Source organism: Pseudomonas sp. LBUM1647 (assembly GCF_059716175.1).
In genome coordinates, this window is sequence record NZ_CP166809.1 from 750,646 (window position 1) to 776,025 (window position 25,380).

Here is a 25,380-nt window from a genome sequence, read left to right on the forward strand (position 1 = left end):
CTGCTCCATAAGCTCCCACACGAATTGCTTGATTCATTGAAGAAGACGATAAGAAGCAGCCCGAAATTGGGTCTGTAGCTCAGTTGGTTAGAGCGCACCCCTGATAAGGGTGAGGTCGGCAGTTCGAATCTGCCCAGACCCACCAATTTTGTGTGGGAACCTGTAGAAATACGGGGCCATAGCTCAGCTGGGAGAGCGCCTGCCTTGCACGCAGGAGGTCAACGGTTCGATCCCGTTTGGCTCCACCACTAACTGCTTCTGTTGTTGAAAGCTTAGAAATGAGCATTCCATCCTGGTGATGGTGAATGTTGATTTCTAGTCTTTGGCTAGATCGTTCTTTAAAAATTTGGGTATGTGATAGAAAGATAGACTGAACGTTACTTTCACTGGTAACGGATCAGGCTAAGGTAAAATTTGTGAGTTGCTCTTAATTGAGTATTATCGAATTTTCGGCGAATGTCGTCTTCACAGTATAACCAGATTGCTTGGGGTTATATGGTCAAGTGAAGAAGCGCATACGGTGGATGCCTTGGCAGTCAGAGGCGATGAAAGACGTGGTAGCCTGCGAAAAGCTTCGGGGAGTCGGCAAACAGACTTTGATCCGGAGATGTCTGAATGGGGGAACCCAGCCATCATAAGATGGTTATCTTAAGCTGAATACATAGGCTTAAGAGGCGAACCAGGGGAACTGAAACATCTAAGTACCCTGAGGAAAAGAAATCAACCGAGATTCCCTTAGTAGTGGCGAGCGAACGGGGACTAGCCCTTAAGTGGCTTTGAGATTAGCGGAACGTTCTGGAAAGTACGGCCATAGTGGGTGATAGCCCTGTACGCGAAAATCTCTTAGTCATGAAATCGAGTAGGACGGAGCACGAGAAACTTTGTCTGAATATGGGGGGACCATCCTCCAAGGCTAAATACTACTGACTGACCGATAGTGAACTAGTACCGTGAGGGAAAGGCGAAAAGAACCCCGGAGAGGGGAGTGAAATAGATCCTGAAACCGTATGCGTACAAGCAGTGGGAGCCCACTTTGTTGGGTGACTGCGTACCTTTTGTATAATGGGTCAGCGACTTATTTTCAGTGGCGAGCTTAACCGAATAGGGGAGGCGTAGCGAAAGCGAGTCTTAATAGGGCGTCTAGTCGCTGGGAATAGACCCGAAACCGGGCGATCTATCCATGGGCAGGTTGAAGGTTGGGTAACACTAACTGGAGGACCGAACCGACTACCGTTGAAAAGTTAGCGGATGACCTGTGGATCGGAGTGAAAGGCTAATCAAGCTCGGAGATAGCTGGTTCTCCTCGAAAGCTATTTAGGTAGCGCCTCATGTATCACTGTAGGGGGTAGAGCACTGTTTCGGCTAGGGGGTCATCCCGACTTACCAAACCGATGCAAACTCCGAATACCTACAAGTGCCGAGCATGGGAGACACACGGCGGGTGCTAACGTCCGTCGTGAAAAGGGAAACAACCCAGACCGTCAGCTAAGGTCCCAAAGTTATGGTTAAGTGGGAAACGATGTGGGAAGGCTTAGACAGCTAGGAGGTTGGCTTAGAAGCAGCCACCCTTTAAAGAAAGCGTAATAGCTCACTAGTCGAGTCGGCCTGCGCGGAAGATGTAACGGGGCTCAAACCATACACCGAAGCTACGGGTATCACTTAGGTGATGCGGTAGAGGAGCGTTCTGTAAGCCTGTGAAGGTGAGTTGAGAAGCTTGCTGGAGGTATCAGAAGTGCGAATGCTGACATGAGTAACGACAATGGGTGTGAAAAACACCCACGCCGAAAGACCAAGGTTTCCTGCGCAACGTTAATCGACGCAGGGTTAGTCGGTCCCTAAGGCGAGGCTGAAAAGCGTAGTCGATGGAAAACAGGTTAATATTCCTGTACTTCTGGTTATTGCGATGGAGGGACGGAGAAGGCTAGGCCAGCTTGGCGTTGGTTGTCCAAGTTTAAGGTGGTAGGCTGGAATCTTAGGTAAATCCGGGATTCTAAGGCCGAGAGCTGATGACGAGTTACCCTTTGGGTGACGAAGTGGTTGATGCCATGCTTCCAAGAAAAGCTTCTAAGCTTCAGGTAACCAGGAACCGTACCCCAAACCGACACAGGTGGTTGGGTAGAGAATACCAAGGCGCTTGAGAGAACTCGGGTGAAGGAACTAGGCAAAATGGCACCGTAACTTCGGGAGAAGGTGCGCCGGTGAGGGTGAAGCATTTACTGCGTAAGCCCATGCCGGTCGAAGATACCAGGCCGCTGCGACTGTTTATTAAAAACACAGCACTCTGCAAACACGAAAGTGGACGTATAGGGTGTGACGCCTGCCCGGTGCCGGAAGGTTAATTGATGGGGTTAGCTAACGCGAAGCTCTTGATCGAAGCCCCGGTAAACGGCGGCCGTAACTATAACGGTCCTAAGGTAGCGAAATTCCTTGTCGGGTAAGTTCCGACCTGCACGAATGGCGTAACGATGGCGGCGCTGTCTCCACCCGAGACTCAGTGAAATTGAAATCGCTGTGAAGATGCAGTGTATCCGCGGCTAGACGGAAAGACCCCGTGAACCTTTACTATAGCTTTGCACTGGACTTTGAATTTGCTTGTGTAGGATAGGTGGGAGGCTTTGAAGCGTGGACGCCAGTTCGCGTGGAGCCAACCTTGAAATACCACCCTGGCAACTTTGAGGTTCTAACTCAGGTCCGTTATCCGGATCGAGGACAGTGTATGGTGGGTAGTTTGACTGGGGCGGTCTCCTCCTAAAGAGTAACGGAGGAGTACGAAGGTGCGCTCAGACCGGTCGGAAATCGGTCGTAGAGTATAAAGGCAAAAGCGCGCTTGACTGCGAGACAGACACGTCGAGCAGGTACGAAAGTAGGTCTTAGTGATCCGGTGGTTCTGTATGGAAGGGCCATCGCTCAACGGATAAAAGGTACTCCGGGGATAACAGGCTGATACCGCCCAAGAGTTCATATCGACGGCGGTGTTTGGCACCTCGATGTCGGCTCATCACATCCTGGGGCTGAAGCCGGTCCCAAGGGTATGGCTGTTCGCCATTTAAAGTGGTACGCGAGCTGGGTTTAGAACGTCGTGAGACAGTTCGGTCCCTATCTGCCGTGGACGTTTGAGATTTGAGAGGGGCTGCTCCTAGTACGAGAGGACCGGAGTGGACGAACCTCTGGTGTTCCGGTTGTCACGCCAGTGGCATTGCCGGGTAGCTATGTTCGGAATAGATAACCGCTGAAAGCATCTAAGCGGGAAACTAGCCTCAAGATGAGATCTCACTGGGACCTTGAGTCCCCTGAAGGGCCGTCGAAGACTACGACGTTGATAGGTTGGGTGTGTAAGCGCTGTGAGGCGTTGAGCTAACCAATACTAATTGCCCGTGAGGCTTGACCATATAACACCCAAGCAATTTGTGAACTCGAAAGAGGCCAGATTGCGGTGTGTGAAGACGAAACGAACCGAAAGTTCGAGATACTCACAAAACACCAAACTATCGCATACCCATTCGCTGGAGCGTGATCCGTAAGGAGAACGACCTGGCTACCGAATTTCTTGACGACCATAGAGCATTGGAACCACCTGATCCCATCCCGAACTCAGCAGTGAAACGATGCATCGCCGATGGTAGTGTGGGGTTTCCCCATGTGAGAGTAGGTCATCGTCAAGATTAAATTCCGAAACCCCTATCTGCGTATGCAGGTAGGGGTTTTGTTTTGCCCGCAGGAAAGTTCGTACAGCAATACCGGACGGCTCCCGGCTGTCACAGTCTCCCGACAATGCTAAGGTTCGGCCCTAGCTTTTGTATTTTCCCAAGGAAGCCTTTATGCCGGACGCGACGTCCCTCAGTGCTGGTTTTATGGTGGTTCACGGCAACCGCCTGGACGAGTTGCGCAGCCTGGTGGTCAGCTGGATGCGGCGTTACCCGTTGGCTCCCTTGGAAAATGAAATTGCCCTGGTTCAGAGCAACGGCATCGCCCAATGGCTGAAGCTGGCACTGGCAGAAGACTCTGAAGACGATGACATGGGCGGCTGCGGAATCGCCGCAGCCATCGACGTGCAGTTACCAGGTAGCTTCATGTGGCAGCTCTATCGCATGGTGCTTGGACGTGACGAAATCCCGGTCAAATCCCTGCTCGATAAAGCTCCCTTGACCTGGCGCCTGATGCGTCTGCTTCCGCAGTTGATCAACCAACCGCACTTCGAACCCCTGCAGCGCTTCCTTACGAATGACACAGACTTACGTAAACGCTATCAATTGGCGGAGCGACTGGCGGATCTGTTCGACCAATATCAGGTGTACAGGGCCGATTGGCTCGAAGACTGGGCAGAAGGTCGCCATCAATTACGAAATGGCAGAGGCGAAACCAAACCTCTGACCCCGGCTAACTGCTGGCAGGCAGAGTTGTGGCGTGCGCTGTTGCTGGATGTAGGTGAACAAGGCATGGCGCAAAGCCGAGCCGGCGTCCATCAACGGTTTATCGAACGCATCAACAGCCTCGACGTCGCCCCCAGCGGATTGCCTTCACGGGTGATCGTTTTCGGGATTTCTTCACTGCCCGCTCAAGCCCTGGAAGCACTGGCGGGGCTGGCCCGTTTCAGCCAGGTTCTGCTCTGCGTGCACAACCCGTGTCGTCACCATTGGGCAGACATCGTCGCCGATAAAGACCTGTTGCGACATCAATACAAGCGTCAGGCTCGCAAGAGCGGAATGCCGGTTGTGCTCGGCCCGCAAACCCTTCACCAGCATGCCCATCCACTACTGGCAGCGTGGGGCAAGCAGGGGCGGGACTATATCAATCTGCTCGACAGCTACGACGATCCCAACAGCTATCGCTCGGCATTCCGCGATGGTCGTATCGACCTGTTCAGCGATAGCCAGCCGCAGAACATGCTCAATCAATTGCAGGACGACATTCTTGAATTGCGTCCCTTGAACGAAACTCGCGAGCGCTGGCCAGCTGTCGATCCGGCGAAGGACGAGTCGATCCGTTTTCACATTGCCCATAGCGCCCAGCGCGAAGTGGAGATCCTTCACGACCAGTTGCTTGCACGCTTCAGTGCAAATCCAGACTTAAGGCCTCGTGATGTGATCGTGATGGTCCCGGACATCGACAGCTACGCACCGCATATTCGTGCGGTATTTGCTCAGCTTGAACGCCACGATCCGCGTTTCATTCCCTTCACGCTCGCCGATCAAGGCCAGCGTGGCCGTGATCCGCTACTGATTGCTATCGAGCATCTGCTCAAACTGCCCGACAGCCGTTTCCCCGTGAGCGAGATCCTCGACCTGCTGGATGTTCCTGCTCTCCGCGCTCGCTTCGGTGTAGAGGAACGTGATCTGCCGACCCTGCACCGTTGGATCGAGGGCGCAGGCATCCGCTGGGGCATGAATGCCGAGCAGCGCGCGGGTCTCGGTCTACCGGAGGAGCTGGAACAAAACAGCTGGCGTTTCGGCCTGCGACGGATGCTGCTCGGTTATGCCGTGGGCAGTGCCAGTGCTTGCGAGGGTATCGAACCCTATGACGAGATCGGTGGTCTGGATGCCGCGCTCATTGGGCCTTTGGTCGCGCTGCTGGACGCATTGGAGATTGCCCACAAGGAGCTCTCTCAACCCTCAGCCCCCAAACAATGGGGCTTTCGATTGCATGCACTGGTTCAGTTGTTTTTCCTGGCCAGTAACGAGCATGACGACTACGTGTTGGCCCAACTCGAAGAGCTGCGTGAAACCTGGCTTGAGACGTGCGAGTCCGTCGGCTTGCATGATGAACTGCCGTTGACCGTGGTCCGTGAAGCCTGGCTCGCCGGCCTTGATCAGGGTCGCTTGTCCCAGCGTTTTCTGGCCGGTGCGGTTAACTTCTGCACCTTGATGCCCATGCGAGCGATCCCGTTCAAACTGGTCTGTCTGCTGGGCATGAATGACGGGGACTACCCGCGTGCACAGCCACCACTGGACTTCGACCTCATGGGCAGTGATTACCGCCCTGGCGATCGCTCCCGACGTGAAGATGACCGTTATCTGCTGTTGGAAGCCCTGTTGTCGGCACGTGACCAACTCTATATCAGCTGGGTCGGTCGCAGCATTCGCGATAACAGTGAACGCCCTGCGTCGGTACTGATTGGCCAATTGCGAGATCATCTGGCCAGCGGTTGGCGACTGCATGATGTCGACGAAGATCTGCTTGAGGCCATCACTCAGGAACATCCACTGCAACCGTTCAGCGCCCGCTACTTCCATGAAGGCGATGATTTGTTTAGCTACGCGAATGAATGGCAGGTACTGCATCAAACCAGTGAGCCGTCGACTGATATTGAGGTCCTTGATCCCTACATTCAGGAGGAGCCGTTGAGTCTCGGTCAACTGCAGGACTTTCTGCGTAATCCTGTGCGACATTTTTTCAGTCAGCGACTCAAGGTGTACTTCGAAGCGGCTGAAGTGCCCTTGGCGGACGAAGAGCCATTTGTACTCGACGCGTTGCAACGTTACAGCCTCAGCGACAGCTTGCTCGAAGCGGCGCTGGGACATCTGGATAGCACCGATCAGATACTGGAAGCGCAGGCCAAACGTCTGCAAAACAGTGGGCTTCTGCCTATGGCCGGATTCGGCGAATGCCTTCAGCGAGAGTTGATCGAACCGTTGCCGGATCTGCTGCAGCGTTATCAGCAGCTTTTGGCGTTATGGCCGACGCCGCTCACCAATGCTCTGCCAGTGAATCTGGAATTGCAGGGGTTGCGCCTGGAAGGTTGGCTCAGTGGCCTGCATCAACGTGCGGACGGTGGTTTGCTATCAGTCACTACAATCCCCAACAGCATCGGCTCGATCAAGTCGCGCAAATGGCATCGCCTGACACGGCCATGGGTCAATCATCTGGTTGCCTGCGCCAGTGGTATGGCAATGAGCACCGCGTTGGTGGCCAGTGACGACAGTCTGCTACTTGCTCCAATGGCGGAGGATGCAGCCTTGCGGATTCTGGGCGACTTGTTAATGGCCTGGCAAACCGGCATGCGTCAACCACTGCCGATTGCGGTGAAGACCGGCTTCGCTTGGCTTGGTCAAACTGATCCGGTCAAAGCCCAGGCCGCAGCCCGCAAGGCGTATGAAGGCGATGGCCTGACCACCGACGGCGAGCGTCGCGAAAGCCCGGCACTCGCCCGACAGTTCGCCGACTTCGACTCGCTTACCGCAGACGAAACGTTCCCGGATTGGTGCAACGCGTTGTACCGGCCGTTGCTTGAAGCGCCTTGGCGTTCATTGAACAGCGAGGAGGCGCGCGCATGACCACAAAACCTCTGGCCTTGGCATTCCCCCTGCGCGGCAGCCAATTGATCGAAGCGAGCGCCGGGACCGGCAAGACCTTCACCATTTCTGCGCTTTATCTGCGCCTGGTCCTTGGCCACGGCGCAGAGTCGAGCGGCTTCGGACGTGAACTGTTGCCGCCGCAAGTCCTCGTTGTGACGTTCACCGATGCGGCGACCAAAGAATTGCGCGAACGTATCCGCACGCGTCTTGCTGAAGCTGCTCGGTTTTTCCGTGATGAAACACCGGCGCCCGATAGCCTTATCGCGGAACTTCGTGAGGAGTACCTTCCCGAGCAGTGGGCGGGGTGCGCGAACCGTCTGGACATCGCCGCGCAGTGGATGGACGAGGCGGCAGTTTCAACTATCCACAGTTGGTGTCAGCGCATGTTGCGCGAACACGCGTTCGACAGTGGCAGCCTGTTTACACAAACCCTGGAAACCGATCACAGCGATTTGCTGGGCGAAGTCCTGCGCGATTACTGGCGCCTGTTTTGCTACCCGATGCAAGGTGATGCACTGAACTGGGTGCGCGGTAATTGGGGCGGCCCAGCAGCATTGCTGCCGCGAATACGTGGTTTGTTCGCCAGTGAGCGAGACAGTGTTGAAGGTAAAGAGCCTGCCGAGCTGATCACGGAGTGTCTGCAAGAGCGACGGGCAGCCTTGCTCGAACTCAAGATGCCTTGGCGCCAGTGGGCGGACGAATTGCTTTCCATCTGTCACCAGGGTGTTGCGAGCAAGAGCGTCGACGGTCGCAAGATGCAGGCGCGCTATTTTGAACCCTGGTTCGAAAAGATCAGGGCCTGGGCTGAAGACGAATCCCTTGAGCAACTGGATATCGGCACCGGATTCACGCGCCTGACGCCCGAGGGTATGGCTGAAGCCTGGAAAGGCGAAGCACCCAGTCATCCAGGACTGGATGCCATGCCCGGCCTCAAGGCCAGTCTCGATGGATTGCCGACGCCTGATGCCGCCGTGCTGCAACACGCCGCCCAGTGGGTCGGTACACGGTTCGAGGAAGAGAAGCGTCGCCGTGCGGAGATGGGCTTCGATGACATGCTACTGCGCCTCGATGCAGCGTTGCAGTCCGACGGCGGTGAGCGGCTGGCGACCCTGATTCGCGAGCAGTTTCCGGTGGCGCTGATCGACGAGTTCCAGGACACCGACCCAGTGCAGTACCGGATCTTCGAGAGCATCTATCGCATCGAAGACAACTATCCGGAATGCGGTCTGTTTCTGATCGGCGACCCCAAGCAAGCGATCTACGCGTTCCGCGGTGCCGACATCTACACCTACCTGCGTGCTCGCCAGGCCACCGCTGGCCGGCTGCATACCTTAGGCACCAATTTCCGTTCAAGTCATGGCATGGTCAGTGCTGTGAACCATGTGTTCGCGCGTGCCGAATCTCGCGAGACCGGGCGGGGCGCCTTCCTGTTTCGTGAAAAGAACGGAGAGAACCCGGTACCGTTCCTGCCCGTCGAATCTCAAGGGCGCAAAGAAGTTCTGCACATTGATGGCCAGGTCGTGCCCGCCCTGAACATCTGGCACCTGTCCGCCGATCAACCGTTGTCCGGCGCTGTTTACCGACAACAACTCGCCGCCGCCTGCGCCAGTGAAATCACCGCATTGCTCAATGGCGGCCAACAAGGTCGCGCGGGTTTCAAACAGGACGGCAAGGACTTCAGAGGGCTGCTGCCAGCGGATATCGCGATCCTGGTCCGCGACGGTAAAGAGGCCCAGGCTGTGCGCGGCGAACTCTCCGCTCGTGGCGTGCGCAGCGTCTATCTGTCGGACAAGGATTCAGTGTTCGCTGCCCAGGAAGCCCACGACGTACTGACCTGGCTCAAGGCCTGTGCCGAGCCGGATGTCGAGCGTCCACTGCGGGCCGCATTAGCCTGCATCACGCTGAACCTGTCACTGGCTGAACTGGAACGGCTGAATCAGGATGAACTGGCCTGGGAAGCGCGGGTCATGCAGTTCCGCCATTATCGCGAGCTCTGGCGCAAGCAGGGCGTGTTGCCCATGCTGCGGCGATTGCTGCATGACTTCCAGCTGCCTCAGACATTGATCATGCGCAGTGACGGCGAGCGGGTGCTGACCAATTTGCTGCACCTGTCCGAATTGCTGCAACAAGCGGCCGCCGAACTCGATGGTGAGCAAGCGCTGATCCGTCATTTGTCCGAGCATCTGGCGTTGTCCGGCCAGGCTGGCGAAGAGCAGATCCTGCGTCTGGAGAGTGACGAACAACTGGTCAAAGTCGTGACCATTCACAAGTCCAAGGGGCTTGAGTATCCCTTGGTGTTTCTGCCATTCATTTGCTCGGCGAAACCGGTGGATGGCAGCCGTCTGCCGTTGCATTACCACGACGCCACGGGCAAGGCCCAAGTGACCTTGAAGCCGACGGCGGAATTGATTGTTCAGGCGGATGATGAGCGTCTTGCCGAGGACCTGCGCTTGCTTTACGTAGCCCTGACCCGGGCACAACACGCCTGCTGGCTCGGAGTGACTGATCTCAAACGCGGTAATAACAACAGCTCGGTGCTGCACCTATCAGCATTGGGCTATCTGCTGGGCGGCGGAGCGCCATTGGCCGAGTCGGCAGGCTTGAAGCGTTGGCTGGAAGACCTGCAGCAGGACTGCCCTGCGCTGAGCTACGGTGAAATGCCTGAAGTGACCGTCGAGCACTACCATCCGCCGCACAACGATGCGACGTTGCTTGCTCCGCTGATACCCAAACGCAAGGCCAGCGAAAACTGGTGGATTGCTTCCTACAGTGCCCTGCGCATTGGCGACAGCATGAGCGTGGGCACTGATGAAGCGCCGGAGAGCCCGCAGGCGCAAAAGCTCTTCGACGACGAACGCCTCGATCCCCAGGCACCACGAGAAGTGGTGGCCGGTGGCGCTGATATTCATCGATTCCCTCGTGGGCCGAACCCCGGCACCTTTCTCCATGGTTTGCTCGAATGGGCCGGTGACGAAGGTTTCACTGCCACCCCGCAAACGGTGGAAGACGCCATTGCCCGTCGTTGCAACCGCCGTGGCTGGGAGGGCTGGATAACCGCCCTGAGCGATTGGTTGCAGCACCTGCTTACGTCCCCGCTGCATATCGGCAGTGGGCAGGCCCCGGTGGTATTCGAGCAGCTCACCCAATACCGCGTCGAGATGGAGTTCTGGTTCGCCAGCCATAAAGTCGATGTGCTCAAGCTCGATGAACTGGTGCGTCAATACACCCACAACGGCGTGGCCCGGGTGGCTGCCGAGCCGGTGCTGCTCAATGGCATGTTCAAAGGCTTCATCGACCTGACGTTCGAGCATGACGGCCGCTACTACGTCGCCGACTACAAATCCAACTGGCTGGGCGTCGATGACGCGGCCTATACCGAGCAGGCCATGGAGCAGTCGATTCTCGACAACCGTTACGACCTGCAATACGTGCTTTACCTGTTGGCCCTGCATCGCCAGCTCAAGGCGCGACTTGCCGATTACGATTACGACCGACATGTCGGTGGTGCGCTGTACCTGTTCCTGCGCGGTACGCGCGCGTCCAGCCAGGGCGTGTATTTCGCCCGTCCTCCAAAAGAGCTGATCGAACGTCTGGACCGGCTATTCCAGGGCAAGCCAGAACCCAAGGCCGAACCCGCCTGGGAACAGGGAGTTTTGCTATGAGTCGCACCTTCGCTGATTTGCTGCCCACTTCGTTGACAGCCGAAAGCCTGGCGGATCTGGCGCCGTTGAGTCGCGCCGATGACTTGCTGCTATTGCTGACGCGCTGGGTTGAGCGCGGCTGGCTGCGAGCATTGGATAAAGCCTTCGTCGCTTTTCTTCATGAGCTCGCTCCCGGCGATGACCCACTGGTGCTGCTGGCCGCTGCGTTAGCCAGCCATCAACTGGGCCACGGTCATGTGTGCCTGGATGTGTTCGAGACGCTCAAGGAGCCGGACTTCGCCCTGTCGCTGCCACCGGAAGGTGATCTGCAAAGTGGCGCGATGTTGTTGCCGTCGCAATTGCTTGAGGCGCTGGACGGTGCCCATTGGTGCAAGGTCCTGGCCTCCAGCAGTTTGGTCGCATTGGCGGTCGATGGCCGCGAGGCGGCGCAGAATCGGCCATTGGTGTTATCGGGCAAACGCCTGTACTTGCGTCGCTACTGGGCTTACGAACGGCGTATCGACACCTCGCTACGCCAACGCCTGGTGGAACACGAAACCACGCCGGATGATTTGTCCCAACGCCTCACCCGTTTGTTCGGCCCAGCCCAGCCTGGCGAAGTGATTGACTGGCAAAAACTCGCCTGTGCCCTCGCAACCCGCAGCGCATTCAGCATCGTCACCGGTGGCCCGGGGACCGGCAAGACGACGACGGTCGTGCGTTTGCTGGCGTTGCTCCAGGCGCCGGCGGTGGAGGCCGGCAAGCCGTTGCGCATTCGTCTCGCGGCACCCACCGGCAAGGCTGCAGCCCGACTGACGGAGTCCATCAGTCAGCAGGTGAGAACCCTGGAAGTCGATGAAACCGTACGCGTGAAAATCCCGTCAGACGTCACCACCGTGCACCGTCTGCTCGGCAGTCGTCCCGGTACTCGGCACTTCCGTCACCACGCCGGTAATCGCTTGCCGCTGGATGTCTTGGTGGTGGACGAGGCCTCGATGATCGATTTGGAGATGATGGCCAACCTGCTCGATGCGTTGCCGGCCCATGCCCGTCTGGTGCTGCTCGGTGACAAGGATCAACTGGCATCGGTGGAGGCCGGCGCCGTGCTGGGCGACCTGTGCCGCGACGCCGAGGCCGGTTGGTACAGCCCGCAGACTCGCCTGTGGCTGCAAGCGGTCAGTGGTGAAAGCCTGGATGCCAGCGGTTTGCAGGAAGACACCCAGGGCACTCATCCACTGGCCCAGCAAGTTGTGATGCTGCGTCATTCACGCCGGTTCGGCGAGGGCAGCGGCATCGGTCAACTGGCTCGCTGGGTCAACCAGCAGCAACCCGAGGAAGCTCGGAAGTTGTTGGCGGCTCGAAGCCATGACGACGTGTTTTCCCTGTCCCTCAAGGGGGAGCAGGACCGGGGGCTGGAACGCTTGCTGCTTGAGGGGCATGGCGATGGACCACAGGGTTATCGCCATTACCTGAATCTCTTGCGCAGCCTGCGGCCACCGCTCGACAGCACGCTTGATGATCCCTGCTGGACCGATTGGGCCCGGCAGGTGTTGCAAGCTTTCGACGCCTTTCAGTTGTTGTGCGCCGTGCGTAAAGGGCCGTGGGGCGTTGAAGGTTTGAATCAGCGCGTGACCGCCGCGCTGCTCAAGTCTCGGTTGATCGACAGCGACCAGCAGTGGTACGAAGGTCGGCCGGTGCTGATGACCCGCAACGACTATGGTCTGGGTTTGATGAACGGCGACATCGGCATTGCCCTCAAGCTGCCGGAACGTGTTGGGCCGGAGGCAGGGAAGCAGGTGTTGCGTGTGGCGTTCCCGCGCAATGACGGTCAGGGCGGCGTACGTTTTGTTCTGCCGAGCCGCCTCAATGATGTCGAAACCGTGTACGCCATGACGGTGCACAAATCCCAAGGCTCGGAATTTTCCCACACGGCGTTGATTCTGCCGGACGCCTTGAACCCTGTACTCACCAAGGAACTGATCTATACCGGGATTACCCGGGCCAAAAACTGGTTCACCTTGATCGAACCTCGCTCCGGCGTATTCGAAGAGGCGGTGCGGCGCAAGGTCAAGCGCTTGAGCGGGTTGATGCTGGAGTTGGAAGAGGGTGTTGAACCAAGGGATTGAAAGGGACGGCGCCGCGCGAAAAGCGCCGACTAATCGGCGAAAAGCATCTCCCGACTTTCACCCATCAACAGACCTTGATTCTGCTCAGTGACCGCGCGAATGTAATCCCATAACAGGGTAATCCGCTTGAGCTTGCGCAAATCCTCGCGGCAGTACATCCAGAACTGCCGCGTGATGTTGATCTCTTCCGGTAACACCGGCAGTAACCGCGGATCCTGGGCCGCCAGAAAGCACGGCAGAATCGCCAGCGACCGCCCTTGCTGCGCGGCCACGAATTGCGCGATCACGCTGGTGCTGCGCAGGTTGGCACTGGCGCCGGGCAGTACATTCGCCAGGTACAACAGCTCCGAGCTGAACGCCAGATCGTCGACGTAACTGATGAATGAATGTTTACCCAAGTCTGCCGGGCGGCGGATGGGTGGATGTTTGTCGAGATAATCCTGCGTCGCGTAGAGCTGCAATCGGTAGTCGCAGAGTTTGCAGCAGACGTACGGACCATGCTCCGGGCGCTCCAGTGCGATGACGATGTCCGCCTCGCGTTTGGACAGGCTGATGAAGTGCGGCAGCGGCAGGATGTCCACCGAGATTGCTGGATAGGCGTCGACGAAATGGCTCAGCTGCGGGGTGATGAAAAAGCTGCCGAAGCCTTCGGTGCAGCCCATGCGCACATGCCCGGATAACGCGACCCCGGACCCCGAAACCTGCTCGCAGGCCATGTGCAGCGTGCTTTCAATCGACTCGGCGTAACCGAGCAACCGCTGGCCTTCGGCGGTCAGGACAAAACCGCTGGTCCGGGATTTCTCGAACAGCAACGTGCCCAATGCCGCTTCCAGCGAGCTGATGCGCCGCGACACGGTGGTGTAGTCGACCGCCAGGCGCTTGGCGGCGGTGCTGGCCTTGCGGGTGCGGGCGACTTCAAGGAAAAACTTGAGGTCATCCCAGTTTAACGAGCCTAAGGACGTGATGTTTTTTTGCATGATGGACCGGCTTTTATGTGCGTTCTTATTAGAAGTTTGCACATCTATACTCCAAAAACAGTCCGACAACCAATTCGCGACACACGCCTCATCTCAAGGCGACTTCCCCGCCTTGGCTCCCTGCATAAAAATAAGTATTGGAGACCAGCATGAACGCATCGCTCACGCCAAACGAAACCACTGTCCAAACCGTAAAGCTGTTGATCAACGGCGAGTGGGTCGAGTCCCAGACCACCGAGTGGCACGACATCATCAACCCGGCGACCCAGCAAGTGCTGGCGAAAGTACCGTTCGCAACCGCGCAGGAAGTCGACGCCGCCATCAGCGCCGCTCATCGCGCCTTCCAGACCTGGAAGCTGACGCCGATCGGCGCGCGGATGCGCATCATGCTCAAGCTCCAGGCGTTGATTCGCGAACACTCCAAGCGCATCGCCGTGGTGCTCAGCAACGAGCAAGGCAAAACCATCGCCGACGCTGAAGGCGATATCTTCCGCGGCCTGGAAGTCGTCGAACACGCCTGCTCCATCGGCAGCCTGCAAATGGGCGAGTTCGCCGAGAACGTTGCTGGCGGCGTCGATACCTACACCCTACGTCAGCCAATCGGCGTTTGCGCCGGCATCACCCCGTTCAACTTCCCGGCCATGATTCCGCTGTGGATGTTCCCGATGGCCATCGCCTGCGGCAACACCTTTGTGCTCAAACCGTCCGAACAGGACCCGATGTCGACCATGCTGCTGGTGGAACTGGCGATCGAGGCCGGTGTTCCGGCGGGCGTGCTCAACGTCGTTCATGGCGGTAAAGACGTGGTGGATGCACTCTGCACCCACAAGGACATCAAGGCTGTTTCCTTCGTCGGTTCGACCGCCGTCGGCACTCACGTCTACGACCTGGCCGGTAAACACGGCAAACGCGTGCAATCGATGATGGGCGCGAAGAACCACGCCGTTGTGCTGCCGGATGCCAACCGCGAACAAGCGCTCAATGCGTTGGTCGGCGCCGGTTTCGGTGCGGCCGGGCAACGCTGCATGGCCACATCCGTCGTGGTGCTGGTGGGCGCGGCCAAACAATGGCTGCCTGATCTGAAGGCACTGGCGCAGAAACTCAAAGTGAATGCCGGCAGCGAGCCGGGCACTGACGTCGGTCCGGTGATTTCCAAAAAGGCCAAGGCGCGGATTCTGGATCTGATCGAGAGCGGCATCAAAGAAGGCGCCAAGCTGGAACTGGACGGTCGCGAGATCACGGTTCCAGGCTTCGAGAAGGGCAACTTTGTCGGCCCGACCCTGTTCTCCGGCGTGACGCCCGAGATGCAGATCTACACCCAGGAAATCTTCGGCCCGGTGCTGGTGGTGCTGGAAGTCGATACGCTCGATGAGGCCATCGCACTGGTCAACGCCAACCCGTTCGGCAACGGCACTGGCCTGTTCACCCAAAGCGGGGCGGCGGCGCGTAAATTCCAGACTGAAATCGACGTTGGCCAGGTCGGCATCAACATCCCGATTCCGGTGCCGGTTCCGTTCTTCAGCTTCACCGGTTCGCGCGGCTCCAAACTCGGCGACCTCGGTCCGTATGGCAAGCAAGTGGTGCAGTTCTACACTCAGACCAAGACTGTCACCAGTCGCTGGTTCGATGACAACAGCGTCAACGACGGTGTGAACACCACCATCAACTTGCGTTAAGGAGCCGGACATGAAAATCGCTTTTATCGGTCTCGGCAACATGGGCGCGCCGATGGCGCGCAACCTGATCAAGGCTGGCCATTCGCTGAACCTGGTCGACCTGAACAAAACCGTTCTGGCAGAGCTGGAACAATTGGGCGGCAGCATCAGTGCTTCCGCACGTGAAGCGGCTCAAGGCGCAGAACTGGTGATCACCATGCTGCCAGCCGCCGTGCATGTGCGCAGCGTGTGGCTGGGTGAAGACGGCGTGCTGGCAGGTATTGCCAAGGGCGTACCGGCAGTCGATTGCAGCACCATCGATCCGCAGACCGCACGTGATGTCGCCGCGGCAGCCGCCAAACAAGGCGTGGTCATGGCGGATGCGCCTGTGTCGGGCGGTACCGGCGGTGCTGCGGCCGGGACGCTGACCTTCATGGTCGGCGCCACGCCTGAGCTGTTCGCCACCCTGCAACCGGTATTGGCGCAGATGGGCCGCAACATCGTTCATTGCGGCGAAGTCGGCACCGGGCAAATCGCCAAGATCTGCAACAACCTGCTGCTGGCGATCTCCATGGTCGGTGTCAGTGAAGCCATGGCGCTGGGCGATGCGCTCGGCATCGACACAACAGTGCTGGCCGGGATCATCAACAGTTCCACCGGTCGTTGCTGGAGTTCGGAGATGTACAACCCGTGGCCAGGCATCGTCGAAACGGCGCCGGCCTCGCGCGGTTATACCGGCGGTTTCGGTGCCGAACTGATGCTCAAGGATCTGGGGCTGGCCACGGAAGCGGCACGACAGGCGCACCAACCGGTGGTGCTCGGCGCGGTAGCCCAGCAGTTGTATCAGGCGATGAGCCAGCGTGGGGAAGGTGGCAAAGACTTCTCGGCGATCATCAACAGCTATCGCAAACCCCAATAATCGGGCTGGAAACCTGTGGGAGCGAGCCTGCTCGCGAATAGGGAATAACATTCAACAGGGATGTTGATTGAGCCACCGCTTTCGCGAGCAGGCTCGCTCCCACAATGGCTGCATGTTCCTATCGACATTTACCGGGAAATCACGTCGGGTGATCTCCCGGTTTTTTTGCATCAGGCAAAGACGAAATACTTGCGCACGGTTTCAACCACTTCCCACGTGCCTTTCATACCCGGCTCAATGACGAAAATATCACCGGCGCGCAGATGGATCGGCTCCTTTCCCTCTGGGGTGATGATGCAGTACCCCTCGCGGAAATCGCAGTATTCCCACTTCACGTATTCCACATACCATTTGCCCGGCGTGCAGATCCAGGTGCCCATGATTTTGCTGCCGTCTTCGCTGGTGTAGGCGTTGAGGTTGACGGTATGCGGGTCGCCTTCGAGTTTTTCCCATTTGCAGGCGTCGAGCACCGGCAGTGGGTGGGTATCGCGAAGAACGGTAATCGGTGCGGACATGATGACTCCGAGCGTTAGGGAGAACTGAAGTCGCACCCTATAGGGCTTGGTCCGGCACCAGTTGTCTGTGCTCGACATTGAGGTATCCAGAAGCGCAGCGGCCATCGTCTATTCATACAACTCATACAACGCTCGGCGGTGGAAACCGGCGATGGGTACGTTGAAATTTCCTCTCGATAAACCGCCGATTCCTGGCAGTTTGTGCGAAAGCCCCAGGCTTTTCCGAACGTTTTTGCAAGAACATGCACAGGTATCACTCGTATCATTCACTTCGGAAAAGGCCGAGAGCTTTGCAATGAAAAAAACAATGTCGTGGTGGGACATCAGCCCGCCCTTGAGTACCGCAACACCGACCTGGCCGGGTGATACGCCGTTCCAGGAGGAGCGCGTCTGGACCTTCGGGCCTGAATGCCCGGTGAATGTCGGGCGTATCACGCTGTCGCCGCACACCGGCGCTCACGTCGATGCACCGCTGCACTACAGCGCGGAGGGCGCAGCCATTGGCGATGTGTCGCTCGATGTCTATATCGGGCCTTGCCGGGTGTTGCATTGCCTGGACAGCGGCCGACTGGTGCAGCCTGAGCAATTGGAGAGTCGTCTGGGCAACCTGCCCGAACGCGTCCTGCTGCGCACGTATCGACAAGCGCCGCTGACCCACTGGGACCCGGATTTCACCGCCGTCGCCAAAGACACCGTCGACCTGCTCGCCAGTCTCGGCGTGCGCTTGATCGGTATCGATACGCCATCGCTGGACCCGCAGCAATCCAAGACCATGGATTCGCACAACGCCGTGGCCCGTCACGGCATGGCTATTCTCGAAGGCATCGTGCTCGATGAGGTCCCGGAAGGGGACTATGAATTGATCGCGCTGCCGCTGCGCTTTGCCAACCTCGACGCCAGCCCGGTGAGGGCAATTTTGCGTCCATTGAATTCACCGCAACGTGAGGAGCCTGCTCAATGAGCCAATGTCCCTATTCACCTGCCAACCAGACAGAGGAATGGCATAACGCCGAGCTGAATTTTTCTGATTCCATGAGCTACGGCGACTACTTGGATCTGGGGCGCATTCTCAGTGCACAGCACCCGTTGTCGCCGGACCATAACGAGATGCTGTTCATCATCCAGCACCAGACCTCCGAGCTGTGGATGAAGCTGATGTTGCACGAGCTCAAGGCTGCCCGCGAACACGTCCGACTGGGAGAGTTGCCGCCGGCCTTCAAGATGCTGGCGCGGGTCTCGCGGATTTTTGATCAACTGGTGCATGCCTGGACGGTGCTGGCTACCATGACGCCCACCGAGTACCACTCGATCAGGCCTTTTCTGGGGCAGTCGTCGGGTTTCCAGTCTTTCCAGTACCGTGAGATCGAGTTCATTCTGGGCAACAAAAGCGCGACCCTGTTGCGCCCCCACGCCCATCGGCCGGAACTGTTGGGGGAACTTGAAAAGGCGATCGCTACCCCTTCGCTGTATGACGAAGCGATTCGCTTGATGGTCAGCGCGGGCCTGAAGATTGACCCACAGCGTTTCGAGCGTGACCCAACCCGCCCGACAGAGCATGACGCCTCCGTCGAGGCGGCCTGGCGTGAGGTCTACAAAGATCCTTCGCGTTATTGGGATCTCTATCAACTGGCCGAAAAGCTCATCGACCTCGAGGATTCGTTCCGTCAATGGCGCTTCCGCCATGTCACCACGGTTGAGCGGATCATTGGCTTTCAACCGGGCACAGGTGGCACTGAAGGTGTCGGTTATCTGCGTAAGATGCTCGATACCGTGCTGTTTCCGGAATTGTGGCGGGTGCGTTCCACCCTCTGATCCAGTCCGCATAAAAAAGCCCCGGCATTCATCGAATGTCGGGGCTTTTTGTTGAGCTCCGGGACTATTGAGCGACTGGCAAGCCCCTATCCCTCGCCACACGCATCCGATAGAACACGTAGATGATCAAGACCCAGACCGGGATGGCGAAGACCGAGGCGCGTATCCCCGGAATCATCCACATCACGCAGATGATCATGGCCATGAACGCCAGGCACAGGTAGTTGCTGAAGGGAAACCAGAACGACTTGAAGCTTGGCACGATGCCTTGCTGGCCCATGATTTTGCGAAACTTCAGGTGGGTCAGGCTGATCAGCGTCCAGTTGATCATCAGCGAGGCGACCACCAGTGCGAACAGTAACTCCAGCGCTTCATGGGGCGCGAGGTAGTTGACCAGCACGGACAACATAGTGATCAGCGCCGAGATACCCAGCGCCCGCAATGGCACGCCCTGTTTGTTCAGTTTCATCAGCGACTTCGGTGCGTCGCCCTGTTCGGCCAGGCCGTAGAGCATGCGGCTGTTGCAGTAGACGCCGCTGTTGTAGACCGAGAGTGCTGCGGTCAACACCACGAAGTTGAGGATGTGTGCGGCGGTGTCGCTGCCGATTAGCGAGAAAATCTGCACGAATGGACTGCCACTGTAGGCATCGCCGGACGCGCCCAAGGTCTGCAGCAATTGATCCCACGGATACAGCGAAAGCAGCACGGTGAGTGCGCCGACGTAGAAGATCAACACGCGATACACCACCTGGTTGATCGCCTTGGGAATCACCTTCCTCGGTTCGCTGGCTTCAGCGGCAGTGATGCCGACCAGTTCCAGGCCACCGAAGGAGAACATGATGAACGCCATCGACATCAGCAAACCGGTGGTGCCGTTGGGGAAGAAACCGCCGTGACTCCACAGGTTGCTGACCGAGGCCTGCGGGCCCCCGGAGCCGCTGAACAGCATGTAGCAACCCAGGGCGATCATGCCGATGATCGCCACGACCTTGATAATCGCGAACCAGAATTCCATCTCGCCGAAGACTTTGACGTTCATCGTGTTGATCAGGTTGACCAGCACGAAGAACACTGCCGCGCTGACCCAGGTCGGAACTTCCGGCCACCAGAATTGCACGTACTTGCCGACGGCCGTCAGCTCGGCCATGCCCACGAGCACGTACAGCACCCAATAGTTCCACCCGGACAGAAATCCGGCATAACCGCTCCAATACTTGTGGGCGAAGTGGCTGAACGAACCGGCCACAGGCTCTTCGACAATCATTTCGCCCAACTGGCGCATGATCAGGAAGGCAATGAACCCGGCAATCGCATAGCCGAGGATCATCGACGGCCCGGCCGACTTGAGTACGCCGGCAGAGCCCAAAAATAGCCCGGTGCCAATCGCCCCGCCCAATGCGATCAGTTGAATATGACGATTTTTCAACCCCCGCTTGAGCGTTCCCTGTTGCAAGATTTCATCCGCCATCTCGTTCCCTTCTGATTATTGTTGTCAGGCCTGATTTGAAAGATCAGATATTACTCTCGGTAAATTTTTCGTAATACAGGTGCACGCTGTCCAGTGCCTGAGTCTGCAACCAGCTCTTGATCGACTCGACCATGGGCGGTGGCCCGCAGACGTACATGTCGATCGGTGCGTCGCGCAGTTCACTGATGTCGAAATGCTCGGCAATGTAGCCGCGCTTTCCTGCCCATTGTGGCGAAGGATCGCTGACGACCTCGGTGTAGAGAAACCCCGGAATGCGCTCGGCATAGGCTTCGATGCGTGTGCGTTCGCACAAATCGGCAGCGTCTCGTACGCCATAGTACAAATGCACCGGTTGCGCGCATCCGCGCTCGGCGAGTTCGTCGAGCATACCCAGCAGCGCGGAAAGCCCGGTTCCGCCGGCCACCAGGATCAGCGGTTTGGCGACGTGCCGCAGATAGAAGGCGCCCAGCGGTGCCTCCAGGGCGATTTCGTCGCCCACCTGACAGCGTTCACGGATGTAGTGACTCATCACACCGTCGGGCAGCAAGCGAATCAGGAACTGCAGTTGATTGCTGTCGCTCGGTCGATTGGCAAACGAGTAGGAGCGCTTGCTTTGAGTCCCAGGGATCAGCAACCGGGCGTATTGCCCCGGCAAAAAATCCAGCAAGCCCGTCGTGCCGAGATCCAGATGCAAGATCGCGGTACTGGCCGAGACCTGCCTGATTTCAGTGACTTTTCCGCTAAGTTGCTCGGGGCCCGAGGCATTGCACAGGCTGGAAGCGAAGTCGAAATAAAACGCCGCGTCGGACTTCACCCGAGTCTGACAGGTGAGCATTTTGCGTTGTTGCAGGTCCTGGCTGGAGAGGGCTTCCTCATCCACATAGTCCTGGCTGTAGTCGCCCGATTCGCAGCGACCCTGGCAGGTTCCGCAGACGCCTTCGCGGCAATCCAGAGGAATATTGATGCCGTTGCGCAGGGCTGCGTCGAGCAGTATTTCGTTAGGCTGTACGGGAAAGAATAGCGTTTTGCCGTCGGCAAAGCTGAACGCGACCTTGTGGTTCATGCCCCGGTCTCCATGGTTTCAGAGGTGGTAGAAATCGAGCACCGAGTTGATGGTGTCGTTGAGCAGCAGGACATGCTTGCGGGTGATCAGCCAGTTGCCTGCGTGAGGCTTGAGGCGATAGGTCGCGCGGCCGTAGAACTGTTCGGAAGTGGCCAGGCGATAGAACAAGGTGTGCCAGTTCAGACGCACCTCCAGCTCGCCGCCCTCGACCTCTTCGATCCGTACGTTGTTGATCAGGTGCAAGGTGCGCGGCATCGGTGTCGAGGACGCCGATTTGCCAGTGCGCAGGCGGAACACGCGGTCCTCCAGACCGGAACGATTGGGGTAGTAGATCAGCGACATTTCACGCTTGGGGTCGACGGTGTAAACGTGTTCCGAGTCCCATTGCGGCAGGTGAAACTCGCTGTGCTCGTCGAACAGCTTGATATAGGCGTCCCACTCCTGGGCATCGCACAGTTCGGATTTGCGATAGAAAAACTGTTCGATCTGGTACTGCAATTGCGCATTCATGTTCACACCTTACGTAGTTTCAGGGATTTCGCTTCCAGGCCATCGAGCAGGAATTTCTGCCAGTTGCTGTGCTGGTTGACGTAAAGCCCTTCGTGGGTGAATTCGGTGCCGGTCATGGCCGGGGCAATGCCGATCGACTCGCTGTTGGGCGTGGCGCCGGTTGCCCATTGGTGACTGCCACGGGAAATATCGCTCCAGCGTTCCAGGCGCGCCTGGAAACCACGCTGGGCTTCGCGGAACTCCACCAGGTCATCCGGAGTGCCCAGACCGGACACGTTGAAGAAGTCTTCGAACTGACGAATCCGGTTTTCACGATCCGCGTCCGACTCGTTTTTGACGCCCAAGCACTGACTGATGATTTCGGTCTTGTTCCAGGCCACCGGGCGGATAATGCGCAGTTGCGAGCTGATCTGATCGAGGAAAAACAGGCTCGGATAAATGTTCAGATTGCGCAGGCGATGCATCATCCATTCGGCCTTTTCCTGGCCGTGTTCTTCGATCAGCCGCGGCATGATCGTGGCGTAACCGGAGCGCACTGTCGGGTTCGGCATGTCACTGAACAGCAGGCTGTGGCCGTTATCGAAGGCGAACCAGCCGTCATCGGTATTGGCGTCGCCGGCGCCGAGTTTGCTGTAGTCGAGCGTGGTGCCGCTACTGGTTCCGTTTTCGCTGTTGACCCGCTGGCGGTGTTGCACGGTGGCCACGTAGTTGTAGTGGACAGTGCTGACGTGATAACCATCGAGGCCGTTTTCGTTCTGCAGTTTCCAATTGCCGTCGTAGGTGTAGGCCGACTTGCCGGGCAGCACTTCCAGCTCACCGGTGGGCGACTGGGCAACCATCATGTCGAAGAACACTTTGGCGTCGCCAAGGAAGTCTTCGAGGCTGTTATCGGCATGAACATCCAGGCTGATAAACACAAAACCCTTGTAGCTCTCGATGCGTGCTTTTTTCAGGCCGCGTGTGGCCTTGTCGAACCCTTCCGGGTATTCGCCGGGTGCCTTGACCTTGACCAGGCGGCCGTCGCTTTTGTAACACCAGGCATGGAACGGGCAGGTGAAGGTCGACTGGTTGCCCTTGCCGACGCGGGTCAGGGTTGTGCCGCGATGCTGACAGGCGTTGATCAGCGCATTGAGCTGACCGTCACCGTCGCGGGTAATGATCATCGGTTGACGGCCGGCGCGCATAGTGACGAAGTCGTGATTATGGGCCAGCTCACTTTCGTGGCAGGCGTAGATCCAGTTCTTCTCGAAGATCAGTTCCATCTCCAGATCGAACAACTGTGGCTCGGTGAAAATGTCCCGGGCAATCCGGAACACGCCGTCTACCGGACGGAAGTCCAGGCAGCCTTCAATAAACGCTTTCCACTGCTCGACGTTTTTTTCGCCACTCATGGGTGTGTACCTTTTTTATTCGGGCCAATCGGTTGTGCTCATTAGAGAGAGTGGGGCGGGCAGGGGTCTATCCGGTTTGTCGACGAAGGCAGTCCATAAAATTTGTGCGGTAACACCCGCGTATCGAGCTGGGCAGGTACTACTCAAACAGTGCGCGAAGCGATGGACGGCTGCACCTGTTTGCAGCAATCAGGTACTGTTTTGCGGGACGTCGGATGCTGTTCGATGGCGCTCCCCGGCTTCAAACCGGGCGTGTTATCCGCTTAGTAGATGATTGCTATCCGCTGGGTTGACACCGTCGTTTTGTGGTCTGGAATTTGCTCTTTTCCAGCCTGATACGCGCCGTCAGAGCGCGCTTGAAAAATATCGCCGTGGGTGCACCGTGATGAGTAGCAAAACTGATCTGCAGTTTCGCGACATTCGTATTGATAGCTTTGACGTTGAGGGTGCGCGGAACTGGATGTCCGGTATCTGCGGGCCCCATCGACTCGTGACCACCACTCCGGAGCGGATCCGCTTTCATCACAGCGCCAATGTGTTCAAGTCGATGGCCACGACCCTGGGCACGATTGAGTACGGTACCGACGTCACCGTCGATATCGAAGACCCCGAGCACTTCAGCAGTTACAGCCTGAGTCTGCCGCTGGTGGGCGAGCAGGAGCTGAGCAAGAACGGCAGCGTGGTGAAATCCAATCGCGATCAAGGGGTGATCATTTCGCCGAATGAAAACCAGGTGCTGGCGATCTCCGGCGATTGTCGCAAGGTCCAGGTGGTGATCACCCGCGCCGCCATGAGCGAGTCTCTGGAAGGCATGCTGCAGCGACCGCTGGATGCGCCGCTGCGTTTCGAGTCGGTGATGGATGCGGTCGACGGGGCATCGGCATCATGGTGGCGCATGGCGCGTTATTTCATCGCCGAACTGGAACGCAGCAGCGAACTGTATGAGCAGGTGGCCTTCACCCGAGACGTCGAAAGCTCGTTGATCAAAGGCTTGATCCTCGCTCAGCCGAACAATTATTCCGAAGAACTGCGGGACGTATTGGGCGTGAAGCTGCCGCACTATCTGATCCGGGCCCGGCAATATATTCACGCAAACGCGCGGGAAGCCCTGCATCTGGAAGACATCGAAGCCGCGGCCGGAGTCTCGCGCTTCAAGTTGTTCGAAGCGTTCAAGAAGTACTTCGCGCTGTCGCCGATGGTCTACCTGAAAAAATACCGCTTGAACGCCGTGCGTCAGGACATTCTTGAACACGGTTCTGCGCGCAATATTTCCGAGATCGCCATGGGGTGGGGCTTCACGCACCTTGGGCGTTTTTCTGCCGAGTACCGCAAGTTGTTCGACGAATCCCCAAGCATGACTTTGCAGCGTAACGAAGCCCGACGCATGCGCGGCTTCTGAGGATTACGACGGCCAGGGAGTTGTCGATATCTCCCTGGCGGCTTCCCTTACTTACGCACCACCAGATCAAGCAACTCCTCTCGCTCCTTGATTTTCTGCAGGACGATTTCCGAGCGGATATCGGTGACACCTGCTGTGCGGTTCAGATGGTTGACGATGAAATCGGAGAAGTGTTTGAGGTTGCGCGCCTGGACCCGCAATACATAGTTGCTCGCGCCGGTAATCACATAAGCGGTGACCACTTCCGGCCACAACTGAACCTTCTTGATGAAGGTCTCGTGCCAGTCCTCAACGTCCTGTCGCAACGACACATGGACGATGGCTTCCAGTTCGATCCCCAGCCGTTCGGCATTCAGCACCGCGCGGTAGCCGGTGATGATTCCCTCACTTTCCAACAGTCGCAAACGGCGTAAACAGGCCGATGGCGACAGGGCGACTTTCTCCGCCAGTTCCTGATTGCTGATACGGCCATCCTGTTGCAGTTGGTGCAGGATCCGCAGGTCTGTCGAGTCGAGATTCATGGTTGGAATAAATCCGCGTTAATTGGAGTCAGATTCGAATTTTCTGCGAGATAACTACTATAACGCTGCTCACTTTGCACGAAAATTCTCC

15 protein-coding genes, 2 tRNA genes and 2 rRNA genes are annotated in these 25,380 nt (G+C 57.7%); 12 read left to right on the forward strand and 7 right to left on the reverse strand.

Going from position 1 to position 25,380, the window contains the following annotated elements:
* Positions 1–68 precede the first annotated feature (68 nt).
* From ACA059_RS03285 to recD, 7 genes are all read left to right on the forward strand, one after another.
* A tRNA-Ile gene (locus ACA059_RS03285) sits at positions 69–145 on the forward strand.
* Positions 146–172: 27 nt separating this feature from the next.
* Positions 173–248: transfer RNA gene (locus ACA059_RS03290), tRNA-Ala, on the forward strand.
* A gap of 249 nt (positions 249–497) precedes the next feature.
* Positions 498–3,389 (forward strand): 23S ribosomal RNA (locus ACA059_RS03295).
* Between the two features lie 157 nt (positions 3,390–3,546).
* Positions 3,547–3,662: ribosomal RNA gene (gene rrf / locus ACA059_RS03300) — 5S ribosomal RNA — on the forward strand.
* A gap of 156 nt (positions 3,663–3,818) precedes the next feature.
* Complete coding sequence (recC, locus tag ACA059_RS03305; protein WP_497632708.1) at positions 3,819–7,271, forward strand: exodeoxyribonuclease V subunit gamma; 3,453 nt, start codon at positions 3,819–3,821, stop codon at positions 7,269–7,271.
* Positions 7,268–10,954 (forward strand): exodeoxyribonuclease V subunit beta, encoded by a 3,687-nt coding sequence (recB, locus tag ACA059_RS03310; RefSeq protein ID WP_497632709.1) that lies wholly within the window; start codon positions 7,268–7,270, stop codon positions 10,952–10,954. The genes recC and recB overlap by 4 nt, the downstream gene beginning before the upstream one ends.
* Complete coding sequence (gene recD / locus ACA059_RS03315; RefSeq protein ID WP_497632710.1) at positions 10,951–13,059, forward strand: exodeoxyribonuclease V subunit alpha; 2,109 nt, start codon at positions 10,951–10,953, stop codon at positions 13,057–13,059. Before recB ends, recD begins: the two co-directional genes overlap by 4 nt.
* Positions 13,060–13,088: 29 nt before the next feature.
* Here the strand turns inward: recD and ACA059_RS03320 are convergent, their stop codons facing one another.
* Positions 13,089–14,036 carry a LysR family transcriptional regulator gene (locus tag ACA059_RS03320; RefSeq protein ID WP_497632711.1) on the reverse strand — a complete coding sequence of 316 codons (948 nt, stop codon included), beginning with the start codon at positions 14,034–14,036 and terminating at the stop codon, positions 13,089–13,091.
* A 149-nt stretch (positions 14,037–14,185) separates the two neighbouring features.
* Between ACA059_RS03320 and ACA059_RS03325 the strand changes: the two genes are divergently transcribed.
* Positions 14,186–15,712 carry a CoA-acylating methylmalonate-semialdehyde dehydrogenase gene (locus ACA059_RS03325; protein WP_497632712.1) on the forward strand — a complete coding sequence of 509 codons (1,527 nt, stop codon included), beginning with the start codon at positions 14,186–14,188 and terminating at the stop codon, positions 15,710–15,712.
* A 10-nt stretch (positions 15,713–15,722) separates the two neighbouring features.
* Positions 15,723–16,610 carry a 3-hydroxyisobutyrate dehydrogenase gene (mmsB, locus tag ACA059_RS03330; protein WP_497632713.1) on the forward strand — a complete coding sequence of 296 codons (888 nt, stop codon included), beginning with the start codon at positions 15,723–15,725 and terminating at the stop codon, positions 16,608–16,610.
* Between the two features lie 170 nt (positions 16,611–16,780).
* On the opposite strand, the gene ACA059_RS03335 is transcribed toward mmsB, so the two are convergent.
* Complete coding sequence (locus ACA059_RS03335; protein ID WP_008024653.1) at positions 16,781–17,125, reverse strand: cupin domain-containing protein; 345 nt, start codon at positions 17,123–17,125, stop codon at positions 16,781–16,783.
* Between the two features lie 295 nt (positions 17,126–17,420).
* Here ACA059_RS03335 and kynB point away from each other — a divergent pair, with 295 nt between their 5' ends.
* Together kynB and kynA are read left to right on the forward strand one after the other, a co-directional pair.
* A complete protein-coding gene (gene kynB, locus ACA059_RS03340) occupies positions 17,421–18,086 on the forward strand; it encodes an arylformamidase (protein ID WP_497632714.1) in 666 nt (221 codons plus the stop codon).
* Entirely contained in the window at positions 18,083–18,937 is an 855-nt protein-coding gene (gene kynA, locus ACA059_RS03345) for a tryptophan 2,3-dioxygenase (protein ID WP_497632715.1), read from the forward strand. Before kynB ends, kynA begins: the two co-directional genes overlap by 4 nt.
* A 64-nt stretch (positions 18,938–19,001) precedes the next feature.
* Here kynA and ACA059_RS03350 read toward each other — a convergent pair whose 3' ends face one another.
* Genes ACA059_RS03350 through antA form a run of 4 tightly spaced genes read right to left on the reverse strand, consistent with a single transcriptional unit; the run spans position 19,002 to position 23,369 of the window.
* Complete coding sequence (locus ACA059_RS03350) at positions 19,002–20,405, reverse strand: amino acid permease (RefSeq protein ID WP_497632716.1); 1,404 nt, start codon at positions 20,403–20,405, stop codon at positions 19,002–19,004.
* Positions 20,406–20,448: 43 nt separating this feature from the next.
* Positions 20,449–21,468: an anthranilate 1,2-dioxygenase electron transfer component AntC gene (gene antC, locus ACA059_RS03355; protein ID WP_497632717.1), complete on the reverse strand. Its 1,020-nt coding sequence runs from the start codon at positions 21,466–21,468 to the stop codon at positions 20,449–20,451.
* 18 nt (positions 21,469–21,486) lie between these two features.
* Positions 21,487–21,978: an anthranilate 1,2-dioxygenase small subunit gene (gene antB / locus ACA059_RS03360; protein ID WP_497632718.1), complete on the reverse strand. Its 492-nt coding sequence runs from the start codon at positions 21,976–21,978 to the stop codon at positions 21,487–21,489.
* Between the two features lie 2 nt (positions 21,979–21,980).
* Entirely contained in the window at positions 21,981–23,369 is a 1,389-nt protein-coding gene (gene antA, locus ACA059_RS03365; RefSeq protein ID WP_497632719.1) for an anthranilate 1,2-dioxygenase large subunit, read from the reverse strand.
* A 385-nt stretch (positions 23,370–23,754) separates the two neighbouring features.
* Here antA and ACA059_RS03370 point away from each other — a divergent pair, with 385 nt between their 5' ends.
* Positions 23,755–24,768 (forward strand): AraC family transcriptional regulator, encoded by a 1,014-nt coding sequence (locus tag ACA059_RS03370; protein ID WP_497632720.1) that lies wholly within the window; start codon positions 23,755–23,757, stop codon positions 24,766–24,768.
* Positions 24,769–24,815: 47 nt separating this feature from the next.
* Here the strand turns inward: ACA059_RS03370 and ACA059_RS03375 are convergent, their stop codons facing one another.
* Positions 24,816–25,289 (reverse strand): Lrp/AsnC family transcriptional regulator, encoded by a 474-nt coding sequence (locus ACA059_RS03375; RefSeq protein ID WP_140681733.1) that lies wholly within the window; start codon positions 25,287–25,289, stop codon positions 24,816–24,818.
* Between the last annotated feature and the right edge of the window lie 91 nt (positions 25,290–25,380).

Excerpts from the sequence above, each read along its gene's own strand:
- recC (WP_497632708.1), top strand. The coding sequence starts at position 3,819 with ATGCCGGACGCGACGTCCCTCAGTGCTGGTTTTATGGTGGTTCACGGC.
- recB (WP_497632709.1), top strand. The coding sequence starts at position 7,268 with ATGACCACAAAACCTCTGGCCTTGGCATTCCCCCTGCGCGGCAGCCAA.
- recD (WP_497632710.1), top strand. The coding sequence starts at position 10,951 with ATGAGTCGCACCTTCGCTGATTTGCTGCCCACTTCGTTGACAGCCGAA.
- ACA059_RS03320 (WP_497632711.1), bottom strand. The coding sequence starts at position 14,036 with ATGCAAAAAAACATCACGTCCTTAGGCTCGTTAAACTGGGATGACCTC.
- ACA059_RS03325 (WP_497632712.1), top strand. The coding sequence starts at position 14,186 with ATGAACGCATCGCTCACGCCAAACGAAACCACTGTCCAAACCGTAAAG.
- mmsB (WP_497632713.1), top strand. The coding sequence starts at position 15,723 with ATGAAAATCGCTTTTATCGGTCTCGGCAACATGGGCGCGCCGATGGCG.
- ACA059_RS03335 (WP_008024653.1), bottom strand. The coding sequence starts at position 17,125 with ATGTCCGCACCGATTACCGTTCTTCGCGATACCCACCCACTGCCGGTG.
- kynB (WP_497632714.1), top strand. The coding sequence starts at position 17,421 with ATGAAAAAAACAATGTCGTGGTGGGACATCAGCCCGCCCTTGAGTACC.
- kynA (WP_497632715.1), top strand. The coding sequence starts at position 18,083 with ATGAGCCAATGTCCCTATTCACCTGCCAACCAGACAGAGGAATGGCAT.
- ACA059_RS03350 (WP_497632716.1), bottom strand. The coding sequence starts at position 20,405 with ATGGCGGATGAAATCTTGCAACAGGGAACGCTCAAGCGGGGGTTGAAA.
- antC (WP_497632717.1), bottom strand. The coding sequence starts at position 21,468 with ATGAACCACAAGGTCGCGTTCAGCTTTGCCGACGGCAAAACGCTATTC.
- antB (WP_497632718.1), bottom strand. The coding sequence starts at position 21,978 with ATGAATGCGCAATTGCAGTACCAGATCGAACAGTTTTTCTATCGCAAA.
- antA (WP_497632719.1), bottom strand. The coding sequence starts at position 23,369 with ATGAGTGGCGAAAAAAACGTCGAGCAGTGGAAAGCGTTTATTGAAGGC.
- ACA059_RS03370 (WP_497632720.1), top strand. The coding sequence starts at position 23,755 with ATGAGTAGCAAAACTGATCTGCAGTTTCGCGACATTCGTATTGATAGC.
- ACA059_RS03375 (WP_140681733.1), bottom strand. The coding sequence starts at position 25,289 with ATGAATCTCGACTCGACAGACCTGCGGATCCTGCACCAACTGCAACAG.